Origin of the sequence: Micromonospora sp. AKA38 (assembly GCF_027925725.1) — a bacterium.
Taxonomy (GTDB): Bacteria; Actinomycetota; Actinomycetes; order Mycobacteriales; family Micromonosporaceae; genus Micromonospora.
Map to the genome: position 1 here is coordinate 96,804 of NZ_BNEI01000001.1, position 17,505 is coordinate 114,308.

Annotated in this window: 14 protein-coding genes and 1 pseudogene; 8 read left to right on the forward strand and 7 right to left on the reverse strand. The window is 73.2% G+C overall.

Features of this window, described 5'->3' with window-relative positions; genetic code table 11:
• Position 1: 1 nt before the first annotated feature.
• Positions 2-148, reverse strand: a pseudogene (locus tag TPA0908_RS00495) (type IV toxin-antitoxin system AbiEi family antitoxin domain-containing protein); the annotation flags it as partial.
• Positions 149-338: 190 nt separating this feature from the next.
• Positions 339-1,628 (reverse strand): adenylosuccinate synthase, encoded by a 1,290-nt coding sequence (locus TPA0908_RS00500; protein WP_281933602.1) that lies wholly within the window; start codon positions 1,626-1,628, stop codon positions 339-341.
• 122 nt (positions 1,629-1,750) lie between these two features.
• Here TPA0908_RS00500 and TPA0908_RS00505 point away from each other — a divergent pair, with 122 nt between their 5' ends.
• Both TPA0908_RS00505 and TPA0908_RS00510 read left to right on the forward strand, forming a co-directional pair.
• Positions 1,751-2,749, forward strand: coding sequence for a diacylglycerol kinase family protein (locus tag TPA0908_RS00505; RefSeq protein WP_281933603.1), 999 nt, complete (start codon positions 1,751-1,753; stop codon positions 2,747-2,749).
• Positions 2,750-3,255: 506 nt separating this feature from the next.
• Positions 3,256-5,076, forward strand: a complete 1,821-nt coding sequence (locus TPA0908_RS00510; protein ID WP_458575188.1) for a MinD/ParA family ATP-binding protein — start codon at positions 3,256-3,258, stop codon at positions 5,074-5,076.
• Positions 5,077-5,125: 49 nt separating this feature from the next.
• On the opposite strand, the gene TPA0908_RS00515 is transcribed toward TPA0908_RS00510, so the two are convergent.
• Positions 5,126-5,554: a DUF3151 domain-containing protein gene (locus TPA0908_RS00515; protein WP_107162633.1), complete on the reverse strand. Its 429-nt coding sequence runs from the start codon at positions 5,552-5,554 to the stop codon at positions 5,126-5,128.
• A gap of 259 nt (positions 5,555-5,813) precedes the next feature.
• Here TPA0908_RS00515 and TPA0908_RS00520 point away from each other — a divergent pair, with 259 nt between their 5' ends.
• Entirely contained in the window at positions 5,814-7,025 is a 1,212-nt protein-coding gene (locus TPA0908_RS00520) for an LOG family protein (protein ID WP_281933608.1), read from the forward strand.
• 64 nt (positions 7,026-7,089) lie between these two features.
• On the opposite strand, the gene fbaA is transcribed toward TPA0908_RS00520, so the two are convergent.
• Positions 7,090-8,112 carry a class II fructose-bisphosphate aldolase gene (gene fbaA, locus TPA0908_RS00525; protein ID WP_281933610.1) on the reverse strand — a complete coding sequence of 341 codons (1,023 nt, stop codon included), beginning with the start codon at positions 8,110-8,112 and terminating at the stop codon, positions 7,090-7,092.
• A 132-nt stretch (positions 8,113-8,244) separates the two neighbouring features.
• Positions 8,245-8,628 carry a phage holin family protein gene (locus TPA0908_RS00530; RefSeq protein ID WP_281933612.1) on the reverse strand — a complete coding sequence of 128 codons (384 nt, stop codon included), beginning with the start codon at positions 8,626-8,628 and terminating at the stop codon, positions 8,245-8,247.
• Between the two features lie 136 nt (positions 8,629-8,764).
• On the opposite strand from TPA0908_RS00530, the gene TPA0908_RS00535 reads away from it, so the two are divergent.
• Complete coding sequence (locus TPA0908_RS00535) at positions 8,765-8,977, forward strand: hypothetical protein (protein ID WP_281933614.1); 213 nt, start codon at positions 8,765-8,767, stop codon at positions 8,975-8,977.
• Between the two features lie 6 nt (positions 8,978-8,983).
• On the opposite strand, the gene TPA0908_RS00540 is transcribed toward TPA0908_RS00535, so the two are convergent.
• Together TPA0908_RS00540 and TPA0908_RS00545 are read right to left on the reverse strand one after the other, a co-directional pair.
• Positions 8,984-10,030, reverse strand: coding sequence for an LCP family protein (locus tag TPA0908_RS00540; RefSeq protein WP_281933616.1), 1,047 nt, complete (start codon positions 10,028-10,030; stop codon positions 8,984-8,986).
• A complete protein-coding gene (locus tag TPA0908_RS00545) occupies positions 10,027-10,512 on the reverse strand; it encodes a SigE family RNA polymerase sigma factor (RefSeq protein ID WP_281933618.1) in 486 nt (161 codons plus the stop codon). Before TPA0908_RS00545 ends, TPA0908_RS00540 begins: the two co-directional genes overlap by 4 nt.
• A gap of 168 nt (positions 10,513-10,680) precedes the next feature.
• Between TPA0908_RS00545 and TPA0908_RS00550 the strand changes: the two genes are divergently transcribed.
• The 4 genes from TPA0908_RS00550 to TPA0908_RS00565 all read left to right on the forward strand — a co-directional run bounded on the left by TPA0908_RS00550 (position 10,681) and on the right by TPA0908_RS00565 (position 17,316).
• Positions 10,681-12,249 carry an LPXTG cell wall anchor domain-containing protein gene (locus TPA0908_RS00550; RefSeq protein WP_281933620.1) on the forward strand — a complete coding sequence of 523 codons (1,569 nt, stop codon included), beginning with the start codon at positions 10,681-10,683 and terminating at the stop codon, positions 12,247-12,249.
• A gap of 232 nt (positions 12,250-12,481) precedes the next feature.
• Positions 12,482-13,948 (forward strand): 3' terminal RNA ribose 2'-O-methyltransferase Hen1, encoded by a 1,467-nt coding sequence (locus tag TPA0908_RS00555; RefSeq protein WP_281933622.1) that lies wholly within the window; start codon positions 12,482-12,484, stop codon positions 13,946-13,948.
• Entirely contained in the window at positions 13,945-16,461 is a 2,517-nt protein-coding gene (locus TPA0908_RS00560; RefSeq protein WP_281933624.1) for a polynucleotide kinase-phosphatase, read from the forward strand. The genes TPA0908_RS00555 and TPA0908_RS00560 overlap by 4 nt, the downstream gene beginning before the upstream one ends.
• Before the next feature lie 72 nt (positions 16,462-16,533).
• Positions 16,534-17,316, forward strand: coding sequence for a DedA family protein (locus TPA0908_RS00565; RefSeq protein WP_107162643.1), 783 nt, complete (start codon positions 16,534-16,536; stop codon positions 17,314-17,316).
• The last annotated feature ends 189 nt before the right edge of the window (positions 17,317-17,505 follow it).

A 17,505-nucleotide genomic window follows, 5' to 3' on the forward strand; every position in this document is an offset into this window, starting at 1 on the left:
AGCCACGAGCGACCCGGATCCACCGCCCGGACCGAGCGAGATGACGCACTTGGTCCCGACTGAAACCCAGAGCGAGGGCCTGCGCGGCGGTCACCACCCCGCCCTGCCGAGCAGCCACCCGCCCCAACGTCACACGATCAGCCACCACCCCAGGCTGGCCCCCGAACCACCCCCTCCAGAACCCCTGTGGACAAACCTGTGGACAACCCCCACGCCGGAGCGTCGTTGATCAAGAAGTTTGGGTCTGGATCAGCTCGGATCCTGACGCAAACTTCTTGATCAACTCGGGAAAGGGTGGGGGTGGGGGTGGGGGTGGGGGTGGGGGTGGGGGTTTGGGGTTAGGGGAGGAGGGGGTGGCGGAGGACGTTTTCCTCGCGGCCGGGGCCTACGCCGACGACGCTCACCCGGGTGTTGGTGAGTTCCTCGATGCGGGCGATGTAGCGGCGGGCGTTCTCGGGGAGCTCGTCCTCGGTCCTCGCCTTGGTGATGTCCTCCCACCAGCCGTCGAGCTCTTCGTAGATCGGCGTGGCGTGGTGGAAGTCGGTCTGCGTCATCGGCATGTCGTCGAAGCGCTCGCCGTTGATCTCGTAGCCGACGCAGATCGGCACCTTGGGCAGGCCGGTCAACACGTCCAGCTTGGTCACCACCAGGTCGGTGACGCCGTTCAGGCGGCAGGCGTACCGGGCCACCACGGCGTCGAACCAGCCGCACCGGCGCTCCCGACCGGTGGTGGTGCCGTACTCGTGGCCGACCTTGCGCAGGTGCTGCCCGTTGTCGTCGAACAGCTCCGTCGGGAACGGGCCGGAGCCGACCCGGGTGGTGTACGCCTTGCTCACCGCGATGACCTTGGTGATCGCGGTCGGCGGGATGCCGGCGCCCACGCACGCCCCACCGGCGGTCGGGTTCGACGAGGTGACGAACGGATACGTGCCGTGGTCCATGTCGAGCATGGTGGCCTGGGCGCCCTCCAGCAGCACGGTCTCGCCGCGGTCGAGCGCGTCCCAGAGCATCACCCGGGTCTCGGCGATGTACGGCCGCAGCCGCTCGGCGTACGCGAGGTACTCCTCGACGGTCTCGTCGACGTCGATCGCCTTGCGGTTGTAGACCTTGAACAGCGTCTGGTTCTTCTCCCGGAGCGCCAGCTCCAGCTTCTTGCGCAGGATGCCCGGGTCGAGCAGGTCCTGGAGCCGGATGCCCATCCGGGCGACCTTGTCGCCGTACGCCGGGCCGATGCCCCGGCCGGTGGTGCCGATCCGGGAGCTGCCCAGGTAGCGCTCGACCACCCGGTCCAACGCCCGGTGGTGCGGCATGATCAGGTGCGCGTCGCCGGAGATGCGCAGCCGGGAGACGTCCACGCCGCGCTCGGCGAGCCCGTCGATCTCCTGCAGCAGCACCTTCGGGTCGACCACCACACCGTTGCCGATGACGATCATCGCGCTCGGCGAGAGCGCGCCGGACGGCATCAGGTGCAGCGCGTACTTCTGGCCGTCCGGCGTGATCACGGTGTGGCCGGCGTTGTTCCCGCCGGAGTAGCGCACGACGTAGTCGACCCGCCCACCCAGCAGGTCGGTAACCTTGCCCTTGCCCTCGTCGCCCCATTGGGCGCCGAGGAGCACGATCGCTGGCATCTTCTCCGCCTCCAGAAGGCTCGGGTGCCAGGTGGCGACCGGTCGGCGAGCCCGGGGTGTCAGGCTAACAAGTAGTGACGGCGGGACCGGCAGGGGTTCGTCGAGAAGCAGGAGGCTCGTTCGTGTACGACGTGGTGCTGCTCACCCTCGGCTCGGAGCGGGACGCTCCCGGTGCGGGCTGCGGCAGTGGCGGGGCCTGCTGCGGTGGCGCGGACGAGACCGTCGAGGCAGCCGGCGAGGAGCGCTGCGAGACGCCGCGCGTACCGGTGCTGGCCTGCGCGGACGCACTGACCGCCCGGGGCGCGCGGGTGACCACGGTGACCGCCCGGTCGGATGCGGAGATCGACGAGGTGCTGGCCCGCCTCGACGGCCCACCCCGCCCCGACGGCCTCACCTGGCCGGACCCCGACGGCAAGACCCGGCTGATCGTCGCCACGGCCAGTGACGGCCAGTTACGCGCCGTGCTGCGCCGGCTGGTCCGCCGGTACGCTCCGCCGCCCAGCCGCCGCCCCGCCGACCTCGCCGAGGACCGCACGCTGCCCGACCTGCCCCCGGTCGGCGTACTCCCGCTCGATCCGGCCCGGGCCGGGACGGCGCGGGACCTGGCCGCGCAGCTCGGGCTGCCGCGTGACCCGGCGGCGGTGGCCACGGCGGTGCTGGACGGCACGGCACGGCGACTGGACCTGCTGCGCAACGACGGCGGCTCGGTGACGCTCGACGGCGCGCTGCTCGGCGCCGCCGACGACGCCGGGCGGCCACTGCACTGGCGGGCCCGCGTCGAGGTCGACGGCGCGGTGCTCAGCGACGGCACCGAGCCGATCACCGCGTGCGCGATCGGCAACGCCGGCGGGTACGCGCGCCTCGGCGAGGTGACGCTGCTGGCCGACCCGGATCCGACCGACGGCCGGATCGCGGTGGGCGTGGCCGTGCCCGTGGTCACCCGATCCGCGTTGGGCCGGAAGAGGGTCCGGCTCGAGGTGCGCCGGGCCCGGGGCCGGGCCGTGGCGGTCGTGCCCCGGGACGATCGGGTGCCCTTCCTCGACGACGGCGTCGAGGGTGAACTGAGTCGGAAACGGTCCTGGTGGACCGAGCCGGGCGCCTGGGCGGTCTGGACGGGCTGACCCTGATCGATCCGTGCCCGGGCCACACCGCTGGCCGGACCGCCTATCCTCGGCGGGAGGGATCTGGAGGAACCGTGGTGCACGAGAACGACGACCGGGCCCACGTACCGGGCCGACCGCAGGTGCCGGAGCGGGACATCGAGCCGCTCTGGCCGCCCGAGGAGATCGACGGGGTGGTCACCGCGCCGCCGTGGGCGGCCCCGGCCCAGCCGGCCGTGCCACCGTGGCCCCTCCCGCCGGCCGACGCCCCGGTCCCGTCGCCACAGGCCACCCCGAGCCCATCGCCACAGGCCACGCCGAGCCCATCGCCACAGGCCACGCCGAGCCCATCGCCACAGGCCACGCCGACGCCCGTTCCGGGCCGGGGTGGGCCGCCGGCTCCGGCGTGGGCCGCCTCGACAGCCGACGTCGATCGAGCCGGGCCGGCGGCACATCCGTACCGGCCGGCGACGCTGCACGACCAGCCCGCTGCCCCGACGAACGGCCCCGGGGCCACCGCCGCGGCCGTGAGCGACGCCGGTCCAACCCTGATCCCGACGCGGGTGAACGGTGGCGGTGACGTCCCGGCGAACGGCCGGACCGAGTCACCGTGGGCGCAGCCACCGCAGCGCGCCACCGTCGAGGCCGCCACCGCTCCGGTCGGTTCGGCACCCGTGCACGGTCCGCAGCCGGCGGCCGGGCCGGGCGTACCGGCCGAGGAGTCCCCGCCCCGGCTCGGCCCGTTCCCGCCGTCGCCGGGTGTGCCCCTGCCGCAGCAGCCGCACGGCACCGGCACCGGCACCGGCACCGGCACGGTCTACCCGCCGGTCACCTACCCGCCGCAGCCCGGTCAGCCGGGTTGGTACCCGCCGGGATGGCCGCCGCCGCAGCCGGGAGCGCCACAGGAGGCGGGTGGACCGTCTCCGGCCGGCGGACCGGTCCAGGCGGGAGCACCGCCATACGGCGGCGTACCGCCACAGGCGGTCAGGTCGGCCCAGGCCGGGGTGCCGCCGCACGCGGGGATGCCGCCACAGGCCGGGATGCCGCCACAGGCCGGGATGCCGCCACAGGCCGGGATGCCGCAACCGGGTGTGCCGGCGCAGCCGCCGCCGGCGTCCGGCCCACCGGCAACCGGGACGGCGCACCCGCAGGCGTCCGGCCCACCGGCAGTCGGGGCGGCGTACCCGCAGGCGTCCGGCCCACCGGCAGTCGGGGCGGCGCACCCGCAGGCGTCCGGCCTGCCGACGACCGGGACGGCGTACCCGCAGGCGTCCGGCCCACCGGCGCACGGGGCGGCGTACCCGCAGGCGTCCGGGCTGCCGACGACCGGGGCGGCGTACCCGCCGCTGCCCGGGCCGGCGCGTCAGCCGGCCGTGCCGCCCGGGGTGTACCCGGAGCAGGGCTGGCCGGCGCCGCAGGTGGTGCCGCCGACGGCGGAGGACTTCGCCCGGCGGCGTCAGGTCCGGCCGGTCGACCCGGTGGCCACCATGGGCGTCCGCGCGGTGGTGAACCGGATCGGGCTGGTCCGGCTCGCGCCCGGCCGGCACGAGCAGGAGATGAAGCGCGACATCGAGATGGTCCGCCGCAACTTCGGCGGGCTGCGCCAGGTGACCGTGGTCAACCCGAAGGGCGGCGCCGGCAAGACGGTGGCCATCCTGCTGCTCGCCATGACGTTCGGCCAGAAGCGCGGTGGTTACGTGCTGGCCTGGGACAACAACGAGACCCAGGGCACCCTCGGCATGCGGGCGCAGCAGGACTTCCACGCCCGCACGGTGCGGGACATGCTGCGCGACCTGGGCCAGTTCCAGGGTGCGCAGGGACGCGTCGGCGACCTGTCGCAGTACGTCCGCTCGCAGGGCGAGGGGATGTTCGACGTGCTCGCCTCGGACGAGTCGGCGACCGGCGGTGAGATGCTGACCGCCGCCGCGTTCGCCGAGATCCGGGACGTGGTCAGCCGCTTCTACAAGCTGATCTTCGTGGACACCGGCAACAACGTCCGGGCGCAGAACTGGCAGGCCGCCATGGACGCCACCGACCAGTTGGTGGTCACCATGTCGGCGCGGAACGACTCGGCCGAGACCGCCGCCCGGATGCTGGACCATCTGGAGCAGAGCGGCCGGCAGCGGCTGGTCCGGCAGGCGGTCACGGTGGTCTCGATGCCACCGTCGCGCAAGGAGATCGACCTGCCGGCCATCCAGGCCCACTTCGCCGCCCGCACCCGGGCGGTGCTGCTGGCGCCGTACGAGCGGCTCATCGACACCGGCGAGCCGTTGCGCTACGGCCAGCTCTCGGCCGCCACCCGCGACGCCTGGCTGAAGATCGCCGCGTCGGTGGCGGAGGGGCTGTAGGACGGCGCGACGGCCGGCCCGGGGTCCGGGCCGGCCGTCGCGGGACGGATCAGTCGCTGGCCAGCGCATCCCCGGCGGCCGGGTCGCAGTCGCGGAGGAACTGGGCGCAGCGGGCCGCCTCGTCCGCCTCGCCGATCTCACCGGCGGCCCGGGAGAGCACGTAGAGGCAGCGGAGGAAGCCCTGGTTGGGCGCGTGCGACCAGGGCACCGGGCCGTGTCCCTTCCAGCCGCTGCGGCGCAGCTGGTCCAGGCCCCGGTGGTAGCCGGTGCGGGCGTACGCGTACGCCGGGACGACCTGGCCCGCGGCGAGCGCGCGGCCGGCCAGCGACGCCCAGGCCGCACTGTAGGTCGGGAAGCGGGCGGCGACCTCGGCGTACGCCTCTTCGGTGCCCTGCTCGACCGCGGCGGCGAGCGCGGCGTCGGCCTCCTCGGAAACCGGGAGCAGCGTGGCCGGTGGCTCTGGCAACAGGTTCTGCATCGCCCCATTCAACCCGCTTCGCCCTGGCGCGCGCGAGGGGGGCCGGCCGGCCGGTCGGCTGAACGGCTGAGGGTTTCGTCACGCCTCGGCGGGACCACACGTACCCGCGGCCCATGCCGCCGCGGTGGTTCTTGCACTACAACTACAGGTCCGGAGCCTCCCCAGGACCGGTTACGCAGGAGCCCGGCGGCGCACCCGCCGGGCTCCTGTCCGTACCGCCCGGGTTTGCGAGGTTGCCCGGCCGGGGCAGGATGATCTGGTGCCGACCCCACCACCCGCGGACGTCATCGAGCCGCACGCGCCCCACGTCGACGAGGTCCAGACCCGGACCGAGTTCGATCACCGGCTGGCCGGGGGGACCCTCGCCGGCCTGACCGTGCAGGGTCTCCGCCTCGACCTGGATCCGGTTCCGGACCTGCGCGACGTCGACGTCGCCGGCACGCTCTTCGTCGGCTGCCGGTTCGCCGACCGTGAGGTGGGCGCGGACCTGGTCCGCCGGGGCGCCAACGTCGTGCCGCCGTTCTCCGGGCTGCCCTACCCGACCCAGCCGTCGCACCTCTACACCGCCGAGGACCTGGCCGCCGGCTTCGCCGAGGGCGGGTTCGCCGAGATGTACGACACCCGGGTGTACGCGCACTTCCGGGCGCACGGCGGCGCGCTGCCGGACGTCCGCGAGGCGCTCGGTCAGCGGCTGCACGACCACGGCGTGGACAACGCGCTCGCCGACGCGACCCGGGCGTGGCTGGCCGTGCACGGGCCGCAGTCCGTGGTGGGCGTGATGGGTGGGCACGCGGTGCCGCGCGGCAGCGCCGCGTACCGGATGGCGGCGGTGCTGGGTTGGGAGCTGGCGCGCGCGGACCGCCTGGTGGTGACCGGCGGCGGTCCGGGGGTGATGGAGGCGGCGAACCTCGGCGCGTTCCTGGCGGCCTGGCCGGCCGAGGAGCTGTCCGCCGCGATCGACGTGCTGGCCGCCGCGCCGGACTTCACCGACCACGACCGTTACACGGCGGCGGCGCTGGCGGTACGCAAGCGGTACGCGGACGGCCCGTCGCTGCCCTCGCCCCGGCCGGCCGCGCCGGACACCGGGTGGGCCCGCTCCGGCGGCCTGGCCATCCCCACCTGGTTGTACGGCCACGAACCGGCGAACCTGTTCGCCGGCCGGATCGCCAAGTATTTCTCCAACGCCATCCGGGAGGACACCATCCTGCGCCTGGCCCGGGGCGGCATCGTGTTCGCGCCCGGCAGGGCCGGCACCGTGCAGGAGGTGTTCCAGGCCGCCACCAAGACGTTCTACGGCACCGACGGGGCCAGCGGCGCGTACGTCTTCCTCGACCGCGCGTTCTGGACCACGGAGCTGCCGGTGGAGTCGCTGCTGCGGCCGTTGTTCGCCGCGTCCCCGTTCGGCGACCTGTCCCGCACGATCCACCTCACCGACGACGTCCGCGAGGCGGTCACGCTGCTGGTGAAGTGAAAGGAGGGGCCCCTTGTTGACAGACGTCTGTTAACAAGGGGCCCCTCCTTTCACGCGGAGCGCGTTACTTCATCCGGGTGCCGGTGGAGCGCAGGTGCTCGCAGGCCTCGACCACGCGGGCGGCCAGGCCGGCCTCGGCCAGCTTGCCCCACGCCCGCGGGTCGTACTGCTTCTTGTTGCCGACCTCGCCGTCGATCTTCAGCACGCCGTCGTAGTTGCGCAGCATGTGGTCCGCGACCGGGCGGGTGAAGGCGTACTGCGTGTCGGTGTCGATGTTCATCTTCACCACGCCGTAGTCCAGCGCCTCCCGGATCTCCTCCAGCAGCGAGCCGGAGCCGCCGTGGAAGACCAGGCTGAGCGGCTTCTCCTTGCCGTACTTGGCGCCGACCGCGTCCTGGATCTGCTTGAGCACCTCGGGACGGAGCTTCACGTTGCCCGGCTTGTAGACGCCGTGCACGTTGCCGAAGGTCAGCGCCGCCATGTAGCGGCCCTTCTCGCCCAGGCCGAGCGCCTCGACCATGGCCAGGCCGTCGTCCACGGTGGTGTAGAGCTTGTCGTTGATGGCGTTCTCGACGCCGTCCTCCTCGCCACCGACGACGCCGACCTCGATCTCCAGGACGATCTTGCCCTTGGCGGCCTCGGCGAGGAGCTGCTCGGCGATCTCCAGGTTCTCCGCCACCGGCACGGCCGAGCCGTCCCACATGTGCGACTGGAACAGCGGCTCCTGGCCGTTCTTGACCCGCTCCTGGGAGATGGCCATCAGCGGCCGGACGAACTTGTCCAGCTTGTCCTTCGGGCAGTGGTCGGTGTGCAGCGCGACCGTCACCGGGTAGTTCTTGGCCACCTCGTGCGCGTACGCGGCGAACGCGGTCGCGCCGGTCACCATGTCCTTGACCGACGGGCCGGACAGGTATTCCGCGCCACCGGTGGAGACCTGGATGATGCCGTCGCTCTCCGCGTCGGCGAAGCCCTTGAGCGCCGCGTTCAGCGTCTGGGAGGAGGTCACGTTGATCGCGGGGTACGCGTACCGGCCGGCCTTGGCCCGGTCCAGCATCTCCGCGTAAGCCTCGGGGGAAGCGATGGGCATGTCGAACGCTCCTTACTTACCGCTCTCGGCCGTACAGGCCGTCGTCTTTCCTCGGGTGCGCCGGACCGCGCTGTCCACCGCGGGCAGTATCCCGTAGAAGCGAACGCGGGACACAACCGACCCGGGCACCGCTCACCGTTCCTCCAGACGGTCCGGCACGGCGACGCTGATCAGCCAGCTCACCACCGACACCACGATGGCCCCCCAGAAGGCGGCCCAGAAGCCGTCGACGTGGAACGGCAGGCGCAGCACGCCGGCGATCCAGTCGGTCAGCAGGAACAGCAACGCGTTCACCACGAGCGCGAACAGACCGAGCGTGAGCAGGTAGAACACACAGCCGAACACCTTGATGAGCGGCTTGAGCACCGCGTTGACCACGCCGAAGACGAGCGCCACCACGATCAGCGTGAACACCGTGTTGCCGCCGTTGCGGCCGGTGACATGCACCCCGGGCACGATCAGCGTGGTCACCCACAGCGCGACCGCGGTGATCGCCAGCCGGATGAGGAAGCCCACGTGACCATCCTGGCATTCCGGCCACGCGCCGGGTAGCGCAATCGCCGACTCCGCGCTTCGCCCGGCTCCGAGCGGTGGCCCGGACCAGCCCGTACGGTGGTGGGGACACGGTCGGAACGAGACGCAGGGAGGGACGATGGGACAGCCCGACGAGGACTTCGCCCCGAGCGACCACCTCGCTCCGGAGGAACGGGACCCCGAGGCGGAGCCGGCCGACGCGGTCGAGCAGGCCGCCCCGGCCACCCTCGACGACACCGACGGTGAGCCGCACCGGGGCCTGGAGGTCGCCGACTGGGACGCCATGGAGCAGGCCCGCGTGGTGGGCGCCGACGAGGACGACTACCGCTGACGATGGTCAGCGCAGGCTGACGACCTGCGCCGGGTGGGCGGCGGTCCAGTCGGCCAGCCGGTCGCCACGCAACGCGGCCAGGAAGCCGTCGACGAGTGTCGGGTCCGCTTCGAAGCCGCGCGCCGTCCATTCCTGGTAGCGGACCGGCAGGCCGAGCGCGACCGGGTCGGCGGTGCCCGCCCGAACGGCCACGGAGAGCAGCGCCGGCAGGGACAGGTCACCGGTGTCCGTGGTCAGGGCCGGGCCGACCTGGCCGACCAGCCGGCCGAGGCGTACCGGATCGGTGGTGATCCCCTGCTCGTGTATCTGGCGGAGCAGGCCGGCCGCGTACCGGAGCGCGTTGCGTTCCCGGTCCAGCACGGCGTCGCGCAGGCCGTACCGCTGTCGGAGCAGGTCCACCGCCTGCGCGCCGTCGAGGCGCTGACAGCCGGCCGGGAAACGCCTGTCGGTGTGCACCGAGCGCACCGCCGCCGGCAGGCAGACCGGTACGCCGCCGACCGCGTCGGTGAGCGTCCGGGTGGCCTGGTAGGTGAGCACCGCCCCGGCGTCCACCCGCGCCCCGGTCAGCCGGGTGACCGCCTGGCGGGTGGCCCGGTAGCCGGCCGCCAGGTCACCCGACCCGGCACCCAGGGCGAAGGTCGCGCTGAGCTTGTCCGTCCCGCCGCCGGGCATCGGCACGAGCAGGTCACGCGGGATGGACACGAGGTAGAGCCGGCTCCGGTCGGCCGGCACGTGCACCAGCACGATCGAGTCGGCCCGCCGGCTCGCGTCCGCCTGGTCCAGGCCGAGCAGCAGCACGTTCAGCGCGGTGGCGGGGGGCGGCGACGGCGCGGCGGTGGCGAGAGGCGTGGGCTGTGGTGGTCGGGGCGCCACCACGGTGAAGCCGACGAGCGCGACGGCGGCCACCGCCAGCGCGGTGCCGGCCAGGCGTACCCGCCGACGGCGACGACGTCGACGGGCCACCGCCCGGTCGATGGCGGCCCGGACCGGGCCGGTGGACGGCGTCAGCGCCTCGTACCGGGCGAACGCGGCCCGCAGCTCGTCCTCGATCATGAGCAGACCTCCACGTGTTCGGCTCGGAGCGTGGCCAGGGCGCGCGAGATGCTGGACCGGACGGTGCCGACGGCGCAGCCGAGCACGTCGGCGATCTCCGCGTCGGACAGGTCCTCGTAGTAGCGCAGCACCAGCGCGGCGCGCTGCCGTCGCGGCAGCCGGGACAGCCAGGACCAGACCTGGTCCCGGTCCACCGCGGACTGGGCGTGGTCGGCGGGCGCGGGCACCGCGTCGTCCGGCTCGCCACGCAGCAGCACCCGGCGGGCCCACGAGCCGCGCCGCCAGTCCACGAACTGGTTGGTGAGCATCCGGCGCACGTACCGTTCCGGCGCGTCGGCGCGGGCCACCCGTCGCCAGTGGAGCTGGACCCGGACCATGGTCTCCTGCACCAGGTCCTGGGCCTGGTGCGGGTCGCCGGTCAACATGACCGCGTACCGCAGCAGCGCGCCCAGCCGCGCGTCGACGAACTCCTCGTACGTCACTGCACCTCCCGGTGTCCCGCTCGATAGACGGGCCCGGGGGCACCGAACATTGCGGCGGCGGTGATCAACCGTTCGGTCAATGTTCGCCGTTCGGGGCACCGGGCCGGCTTAAGGAATCTTTAAGCTCCACGGGCTCCACCTGATCATCCCCACGGGAGGACCCCCTACATGCTCAGCAACTCCACCCGGCGCTGGCTCGCCGGGTTGGGCGTCGCAGGCGCGTTCGTCGCCGCCTCCGCCACCCCTGCCGTCGCCGCGGCTCCCCAGATCAAGCTGGGCCTCTACTTCAGCGACACCACGATCGCGACGAACTCCGACGGCAAGATCGGGGACAGCCGAATCTTCAGCTCCGCCCCGACCGTGCTGCACGACGTCGCGGTCCGCTACGACTTCTCCGACCTGGCCGGCAAGGTGACCGTCAGCAACGAGGACGACCCCTACTGCAGCGCCCCGTCGGAGTACGTGCTGCTCTGCGCCGACCCGTTCGACATCGACGCTTACGAGTGGGGTTCGACCGGCATCTTCGAGGTGCAGCTCAAGGCCACCGCCAAGGCGAAGGACGGCGATGCCGGCACGCTGAAGGTGACCATGACCGCGGCCGGCTACGACCCGGTCTCGCACGACGCGAAGATCCGGGTCGGCGAGGGCGTCGACCTGGCCGCCGGTCCCGAGACCAAGACGTCGGTCGCGCCGGGTGGCACCTTCACCGCTCCGGCCACGGTCAGCAACGCAGGCGAGCTCACCGCCAAGGGCGCAGTCGCCATCTTCTACAACGACTACGGCCTCAACGCGGCCAAGCACTTCAACAACTGCACCTACGCGGGCGACGAGCTGCGCACCTGCACGTTCGACGAGGAAATGCCCTCGGGCAGCACCTTCAGCGCGTCGCTGCCGTACGTCCTCGGCGCGGACACCTACGCCCCGAGCTCCAAGTACGGCGAGATCATCTGGATGACCCCGGCCGAGTTCGAGGACTTCCAGAAGGACGTGGGCTTCTACCAGGAGACCATCGGCAAGCCGGGCACCGACGGCGAGCTGGCCCTCACCCAGGTCCCCGGCAAGGCGACCGCCCGGGGCTTCCAGGCCGATCGGCAGCCGGAGAACAACGGCGCGATCATGACGGTGACGGCAACCGGTAAGAACGGCACCGATCTCGAGGCCCTCGGCACCTCGGTGACCGGCAAGGCCGGCGCCACGGTGAAGGCGAACTTCGGGCTGCGGAACAACGGCCCGGCGACGCTCGACTACAACCGGGCGGGCAGCTCGGTCACCTACCTGAACTTCGACGTGCCGCAGGGCACGACGGCGGTCGCCGTACCGGAGAACTGCATCACCCGGAACGGCGAGGAGTGGGGCGAGCCGGGCGAGCCGGGCCAGCGCCACTACTTCTGCTACTTCGGCAGCGTGCTGAAGGCCGGCGAGTCGGCGATGCTGGACTTCTCGCTCCGGATCGACAAGGTGATCGCCAACGCGACCGGGCCGGTGAAGATCAATGTCACATGCCAGTGCGACGGCGGCTTCATCCGTGACCTGAAGCCGGCCAACGACACCGCCAAGGTCGTCGTGAACGCCGCTCCGGGTGGTGGCGACGGCGGCCAGGGTGGCGGTGACGGCGGCACGCTGCCGATCACCGGTTCCTCCACCGGCCTGATCGCCGGCATCGGCGCGCTGCTGCTCGCCGCCGGCTTCGGCGGCTACGTGGTGGCCCGCCGCCGCAAGACCCGCTTCGTCGCCTGACCGAACCACACCGGGTGCCCCGCCGACCACCACATCGGCGGGGCACCGCCACATCCAGAGCACCCCGAAGAAGAAAGACCCCAGAAGCAGCACGGTCCGAAGGAGAACGACCACGACAGGGTTTCCGGGGGAGCCCGACCCGCGCAGGGATCAAGCCTGACCGCCCGGAGCGGGTCGGGCTCCCCCGGAAACCCCCACGACACGACGGCAAAGATCAAGGAACATCAACCCCGTGCTGCTGACCCTCACCACGACCCACCGCCCCGCCACCGACCTCGGCCACCTCCTCGTCAAGCACCCGGACCGCGTGCAGAGCTTCGACCTGCCCGCCGGCACCGCGCACGTGTTCTACCCGGAGGCGGACGAGGCGCGGTGCACGGCGGCGCTGCTGGTCGAGGTGGACCCGCTGAAGCTGGGCGGGGGCCGGGGCCGCCGACAGTCGACCTCCCCGGAGGGCTTCACGCTCGGGCAGTACGTCAACGACCGCCCGTACGCCGCCTCCAGCCTGCTCTCCTCGGCGCTGACCAAGGTGTTCCGCTCGGCGCTGCGCGGCGAGTCCCGGGACCGCCCCGAACTGGCCGCCACCGACCTCCCGCTGACCGTACGGGTGCCGGTGCTGCGCTGCCGGGGCGGTGCCGAGCTGGCGGTACGCGTCTTCGCCCCGCTCGGCTGGACCGTGACGGCCACCCCGGTCCCGCTCGACGAGACGTACCCGGACTGGGGTGACAGCCGCTACGTCGACCTGACGCTGACCGGGACGCTGCGGCTCGCCGACGCCCTCAACCACCTGTACGTGCTGCTGCCGGTGTTGGACGACGCCAAACACTACTGGGTCGCCCCGGACGAGGTGGACAAGCTGCTGCGGGCCGGCTCCGGCTGGCTGGCCGACCACCCGGAGCGGGGCCTGATCACCCGCCGCTACCTGGCGCACCGCCGGGCCCTGGCCGGCGCGGCGCTGGCCCGCCTGGCCGAGCTGCGCCTGGCCGACGAGCCGTCCGCCGACGACAGCGTCGACCCGGGCGCCGCCGAGGACGCGCCGGCCGGGGACGCGGACCCGCGTCGCACGTCGCTGGCGGTACGCCGGCGGGAGGCGGTGCTCGCCGCGTTGCGCGACAGCGGCGCGAGCCGGGTGCTGGACCTGGGCTGCGGTGGTGGCGCGCTGCTCACCGCGCTGGCCGCCGACCGGCGGTTCACCGAGGTGGTGGGCGTCGACGTGGCCGACCGGTCGCTCGCCATGGCGGCCCGCCGGCTGCGGCTGGACCGGCTGCCGGAGCGGCAGCGGGACCGCATCCACCTGCGGCAGTCGGCGCTGACCTACCGGGACGACCGGCTGCGCGGCTACGACGCGGCGGTGCTGATGGAGGTGGTCGAGCATCTCGACCCGCCCCGGCTGCCGGCGCTGGAGGACGCGGTGTTCGGCCACGCCCGCCCCGGCACGGTGGTGGTGACCACCCCGAACGTGGAGTACAACGTCCGCTACGAGGGACTCGCGCCCGGCCGGTTCCGGCACGCCGACCACCGGTTCGAGTGGACCCGGCCCGAGTTCGCGGCCTGGGTGGCCCGGGTGGCGGCGGCGCACGGCTACACCGCCACGATCGGCGGCGTCGGCGACGACGACCCCGAGGTGGGCAGCCCCACCCAGCTAGCGGTCTTCACCCGGAACGACCGCGACGACCGGAAGGAGGAGACGAGCCGATGACCGTTCTGGACATTCCCGAGCTGGCGCTGGTGGCGCTGGTCGGCGTCTCCGGCGCCGGCAAGTCCACGTTCGCCCGCCGCCACTTCGCGCCCAGCCAGGTGCTCTCCTCGGACATGTTCCGTGGCCTCGTCGCCGACGACGAGAACGACCAGTCGGCGTCCGCCGACGCGTTCGACGCGCTGCACCACGTGGCCGGCATCCGGCTACGACGCGGTCGGCTGACCGTGGTGGACGCGACGAACCTCCAGCCGCACGCCCGGGCCGGGCTGATCCGGGTGGCCCGGGAGCACGACGTGCTGCCGGTGGCGATCGTGCTGGACGTGCCGGAGACGGTGGCCTGGGAACGCACCGAGGCGCGCACCGACCGGACGCACGGCCGGCAGGTCCTCACCCGGATGCGGCGTGACCTGCGGCAGTCGTACGGGCGGCTGGCCCGGGAGGGCTTCCGCAAGGTGCACGTGCTGCACGGGGTCGAGGAGATCGACGCGGCCGAGGTCCGCTACGAGAAGCTGTTCAACGACCGCCGCGAGCTGACCGGCCCGTTCGACATCGTCGGGGACGTGCACGGCTGCCGCGCAGAGCTGGAGGCGCTGCTGTCCCGGCTCGGGTACGCGCTGCGCCGCGACGACGCGGGCCGCCCGGTGGACGCGTCACACCCGTCGGGGCGTACCGCGGTCTTCGTGGGTGACCTGGTGGACCGCGGCCCGGACTCGCCCGGCGTGCTCCGCCTGGTGATGGGCATGGTGGCGGCCGGGCACGCGATCTGCGTGCCGGGCAACCACGAGCAGAAGCTGCTGCGCAAGCTGCGCGGCCGGGACGTGCGGCTCACCCACGGCCTGGCCGAGACGATGGCGCAGCTCGCCGCGGAGCCGGCGGAGTTCGTCGCCGGGGCGGAGGCGTTCATCGACGGCCTGGTCAGCCACTACGTGCTCGACGGCGGCCGGCTGGTGGTGGCGCACGCCGGTCTGAAGGAGGCGTACCACGGCCGGGCGTCCGGCCGGGTGCGGTCGTTCGCGCTCTACGGCGAGACCACCGGCGAGACGGACGAGTACGGCCTGCCGGTGCGTTACCCGTGGGCGCGCGACTACCGGGGTTCGGCCATGGTCGTGTACGGGCACACGCCGACGCCGGAGCCGGAGTGGGTCAACAACACGATCTGCCTGGACACCGGCTGCGTGTTCGGCGGCAAGCTGACCGCGCTGCGCTACCCGGAGAAGGAGCTGGTGGCGGTCCCGGCGGAGCGGGAGTGGTACGCGCCGGCCCGCCCGCTGGTCCCGCCCGCCCCGGCGCGGCCGGACACCGTGCTGGACGTGGCGGACGTGACCGGTCGGCGGCACCTGACCCACGCGTACGGGTCGCTGACCGTGCCGGCCGAGAACGCCGCCGCCGCGCTGGAGGTGATGAGCCGGTACGCGCTGGACCCGGGCCGGCTGGTGTGGCTGCCGCCGACCATGGCGCCCTGCTCCACGTCGACCGTGGAGGGGTTCCTGGAGCACCCGGCGCAGGCGTTCGCCGACTACCGCGCGGCCGGCGTCGACCGGGTGGTGTGCGAGGAGAAGCACATGGGCTCCCGCGCCGTGGTGCTTGTGGAACGGGAGCCGGGCCGGTTCGGCGGCGGGGCGGTGCACACGCGTACCGGCCGGCCGTTCTTCGGGCCGCCGCTCGACCACGAGCTGCTGGCCCGGGTGCGCGCCGCGGTCACCACCGCCGGTCTCTGGGCCGAACTGGACACCGACTGGCTGCTGCTCGACACGGAGCTGCTGCCCTGGTCGGCGAAGGCGGGCGGCCTGATCCGCGAGCAGTACGCCAGCGTGGGCGCGGCCGGCCGGGCGGCGCTGCCGGCGGTGCTGGCCACGCTGGACGCCGCGGCCGGGCGCGGGCTGCCGGTGGACGGGTTGCGGGCGCGGATGGCCGAGCGGGCCGCCGAGGTGACGGCGTACTCGGCCGCGTACCGGGCGTACGTCGGTCCGACGGACGGGTTGCGCGGCGTCACGCTGGCCCCGTTCGCGGTGCTGGCCGGTGCCGGGGCGAGCTACGCGGACCGGAACCACGGCTGGCATCTGGCGCTGGCGGACCGGCTCCGCACGGCCGACCCGGAGTTCTTCACGCCGACCCGGCGGCTGGTGGTGGAGCTGGCCGACGAGGCGGCGGTGTCGGCGGCCACCGACTGGTGGCTGGCGCTGACCGCCGCCGGTGGCGAGGGCATGGTGGTCAAGCCGCACTCCGGCCTGGCCGCCCGGTCGCCGAAGGGCTCGTTGCTCCAGCCCGGGATCAAGTGCCGGGGTCGGGAGTACCTGCGGATCATCTACGGTCCCGGGTACACCGAGCCGGCGCAGCTCGCCGCGCTGCGCAAGCGTTCGCTGGGCCGCAAGCGCGGCCTGGCGTTGCGGGAGCACGGCCTGGGCCTGGCCGCCCTGGACGCGCTCGCCGAGGACGCTCCGCTCTGGCGTCGTCACGAGCTGGTGTTCGCGATCCTCGCCTGCGAGTCCGAGCCGGTCGACCCGCGCCTCTGACCCCCGCCCACCCCGGGGGCAGGGGGTGGGCGGGTACCCTATGTGGCCGTGGACACAGCAGAGAAGACCCGGATGATCTCCGAGAACGTGGCGTTGAACCCGCTCGACCCGAAGGACCTCATCCACACCTTCGGGATGATCGGCGTCTGGGCGATCCTGTTCGCCGAGACCGGTCTGCTGGTCGGCTTCTTCTTCCCGGGTGACTCGCTGCTCTTCCTGGCCGGGGTGGCCGCCTCGCCGGTGGCCGACGCCATCTTCGGTGACGGCACCCGGTTGTCGCTGGCCGGGCTGATGATCGGCGGCCCGATCTGCGCGATCGCCGGCGCGCAGCTCGGGCACTGGCTCGGCGCGCGTTACGGCCGACGCATGTTCGACAAGCCCAACTCCCGGCTGTTCAAGCGGGAGTACGTGGCGAAGGCGGAGTACTACTTCCAGAAGTTCGGCCCGGCCAAGGCCGTGGTGCTGGCCCGGTTCATCCCGATCGTGCGGACGTTCCTGAACCCGGTGGCCGGGGTGCTCGGCATGCCGGCCCGGCAGTTCTTCGTGTGGAACGTGGTCGGCGCGGTCCTCTGGGTGGACGGCATCCTGCTGATCGGCTACCTGCTGGCCCGCCAGATCTACGACGCCATCGGCGACAAGATCGACAGGTACATCCTGCCGGTCGTCGCGTTGATCATCCTGATCTCGGTGCTGCCGATCTTCTTCGAGTTCCTCCGCGACCGGAGGGCGCGCAAGCGCGGCGAGGCGGTCGCGGTGATCGCCGCGGCGACCGCGGCCGGCGCCGTGGACGCCGCCCGGGACGCTCTCGACGGCGACGACCACCCGCACGGGCACGGCGGCCAGCACCGCCGCTGACCGGTTCGGACACACCGAAGGCCGGCCCCCGGGCGGGGGCCGGCCTTCGCGTCTGACCTGTCGGGTCGCGGGTGACACGGATGACGACAGCCGTCACCGTGCGTCGATGGCGCCACCCCTGGCACGCCACCGGTCACCCACATCCGGGCGGAACGGCCTGTCGGGTTCGACGCGCGTGTCAGCGCGCCG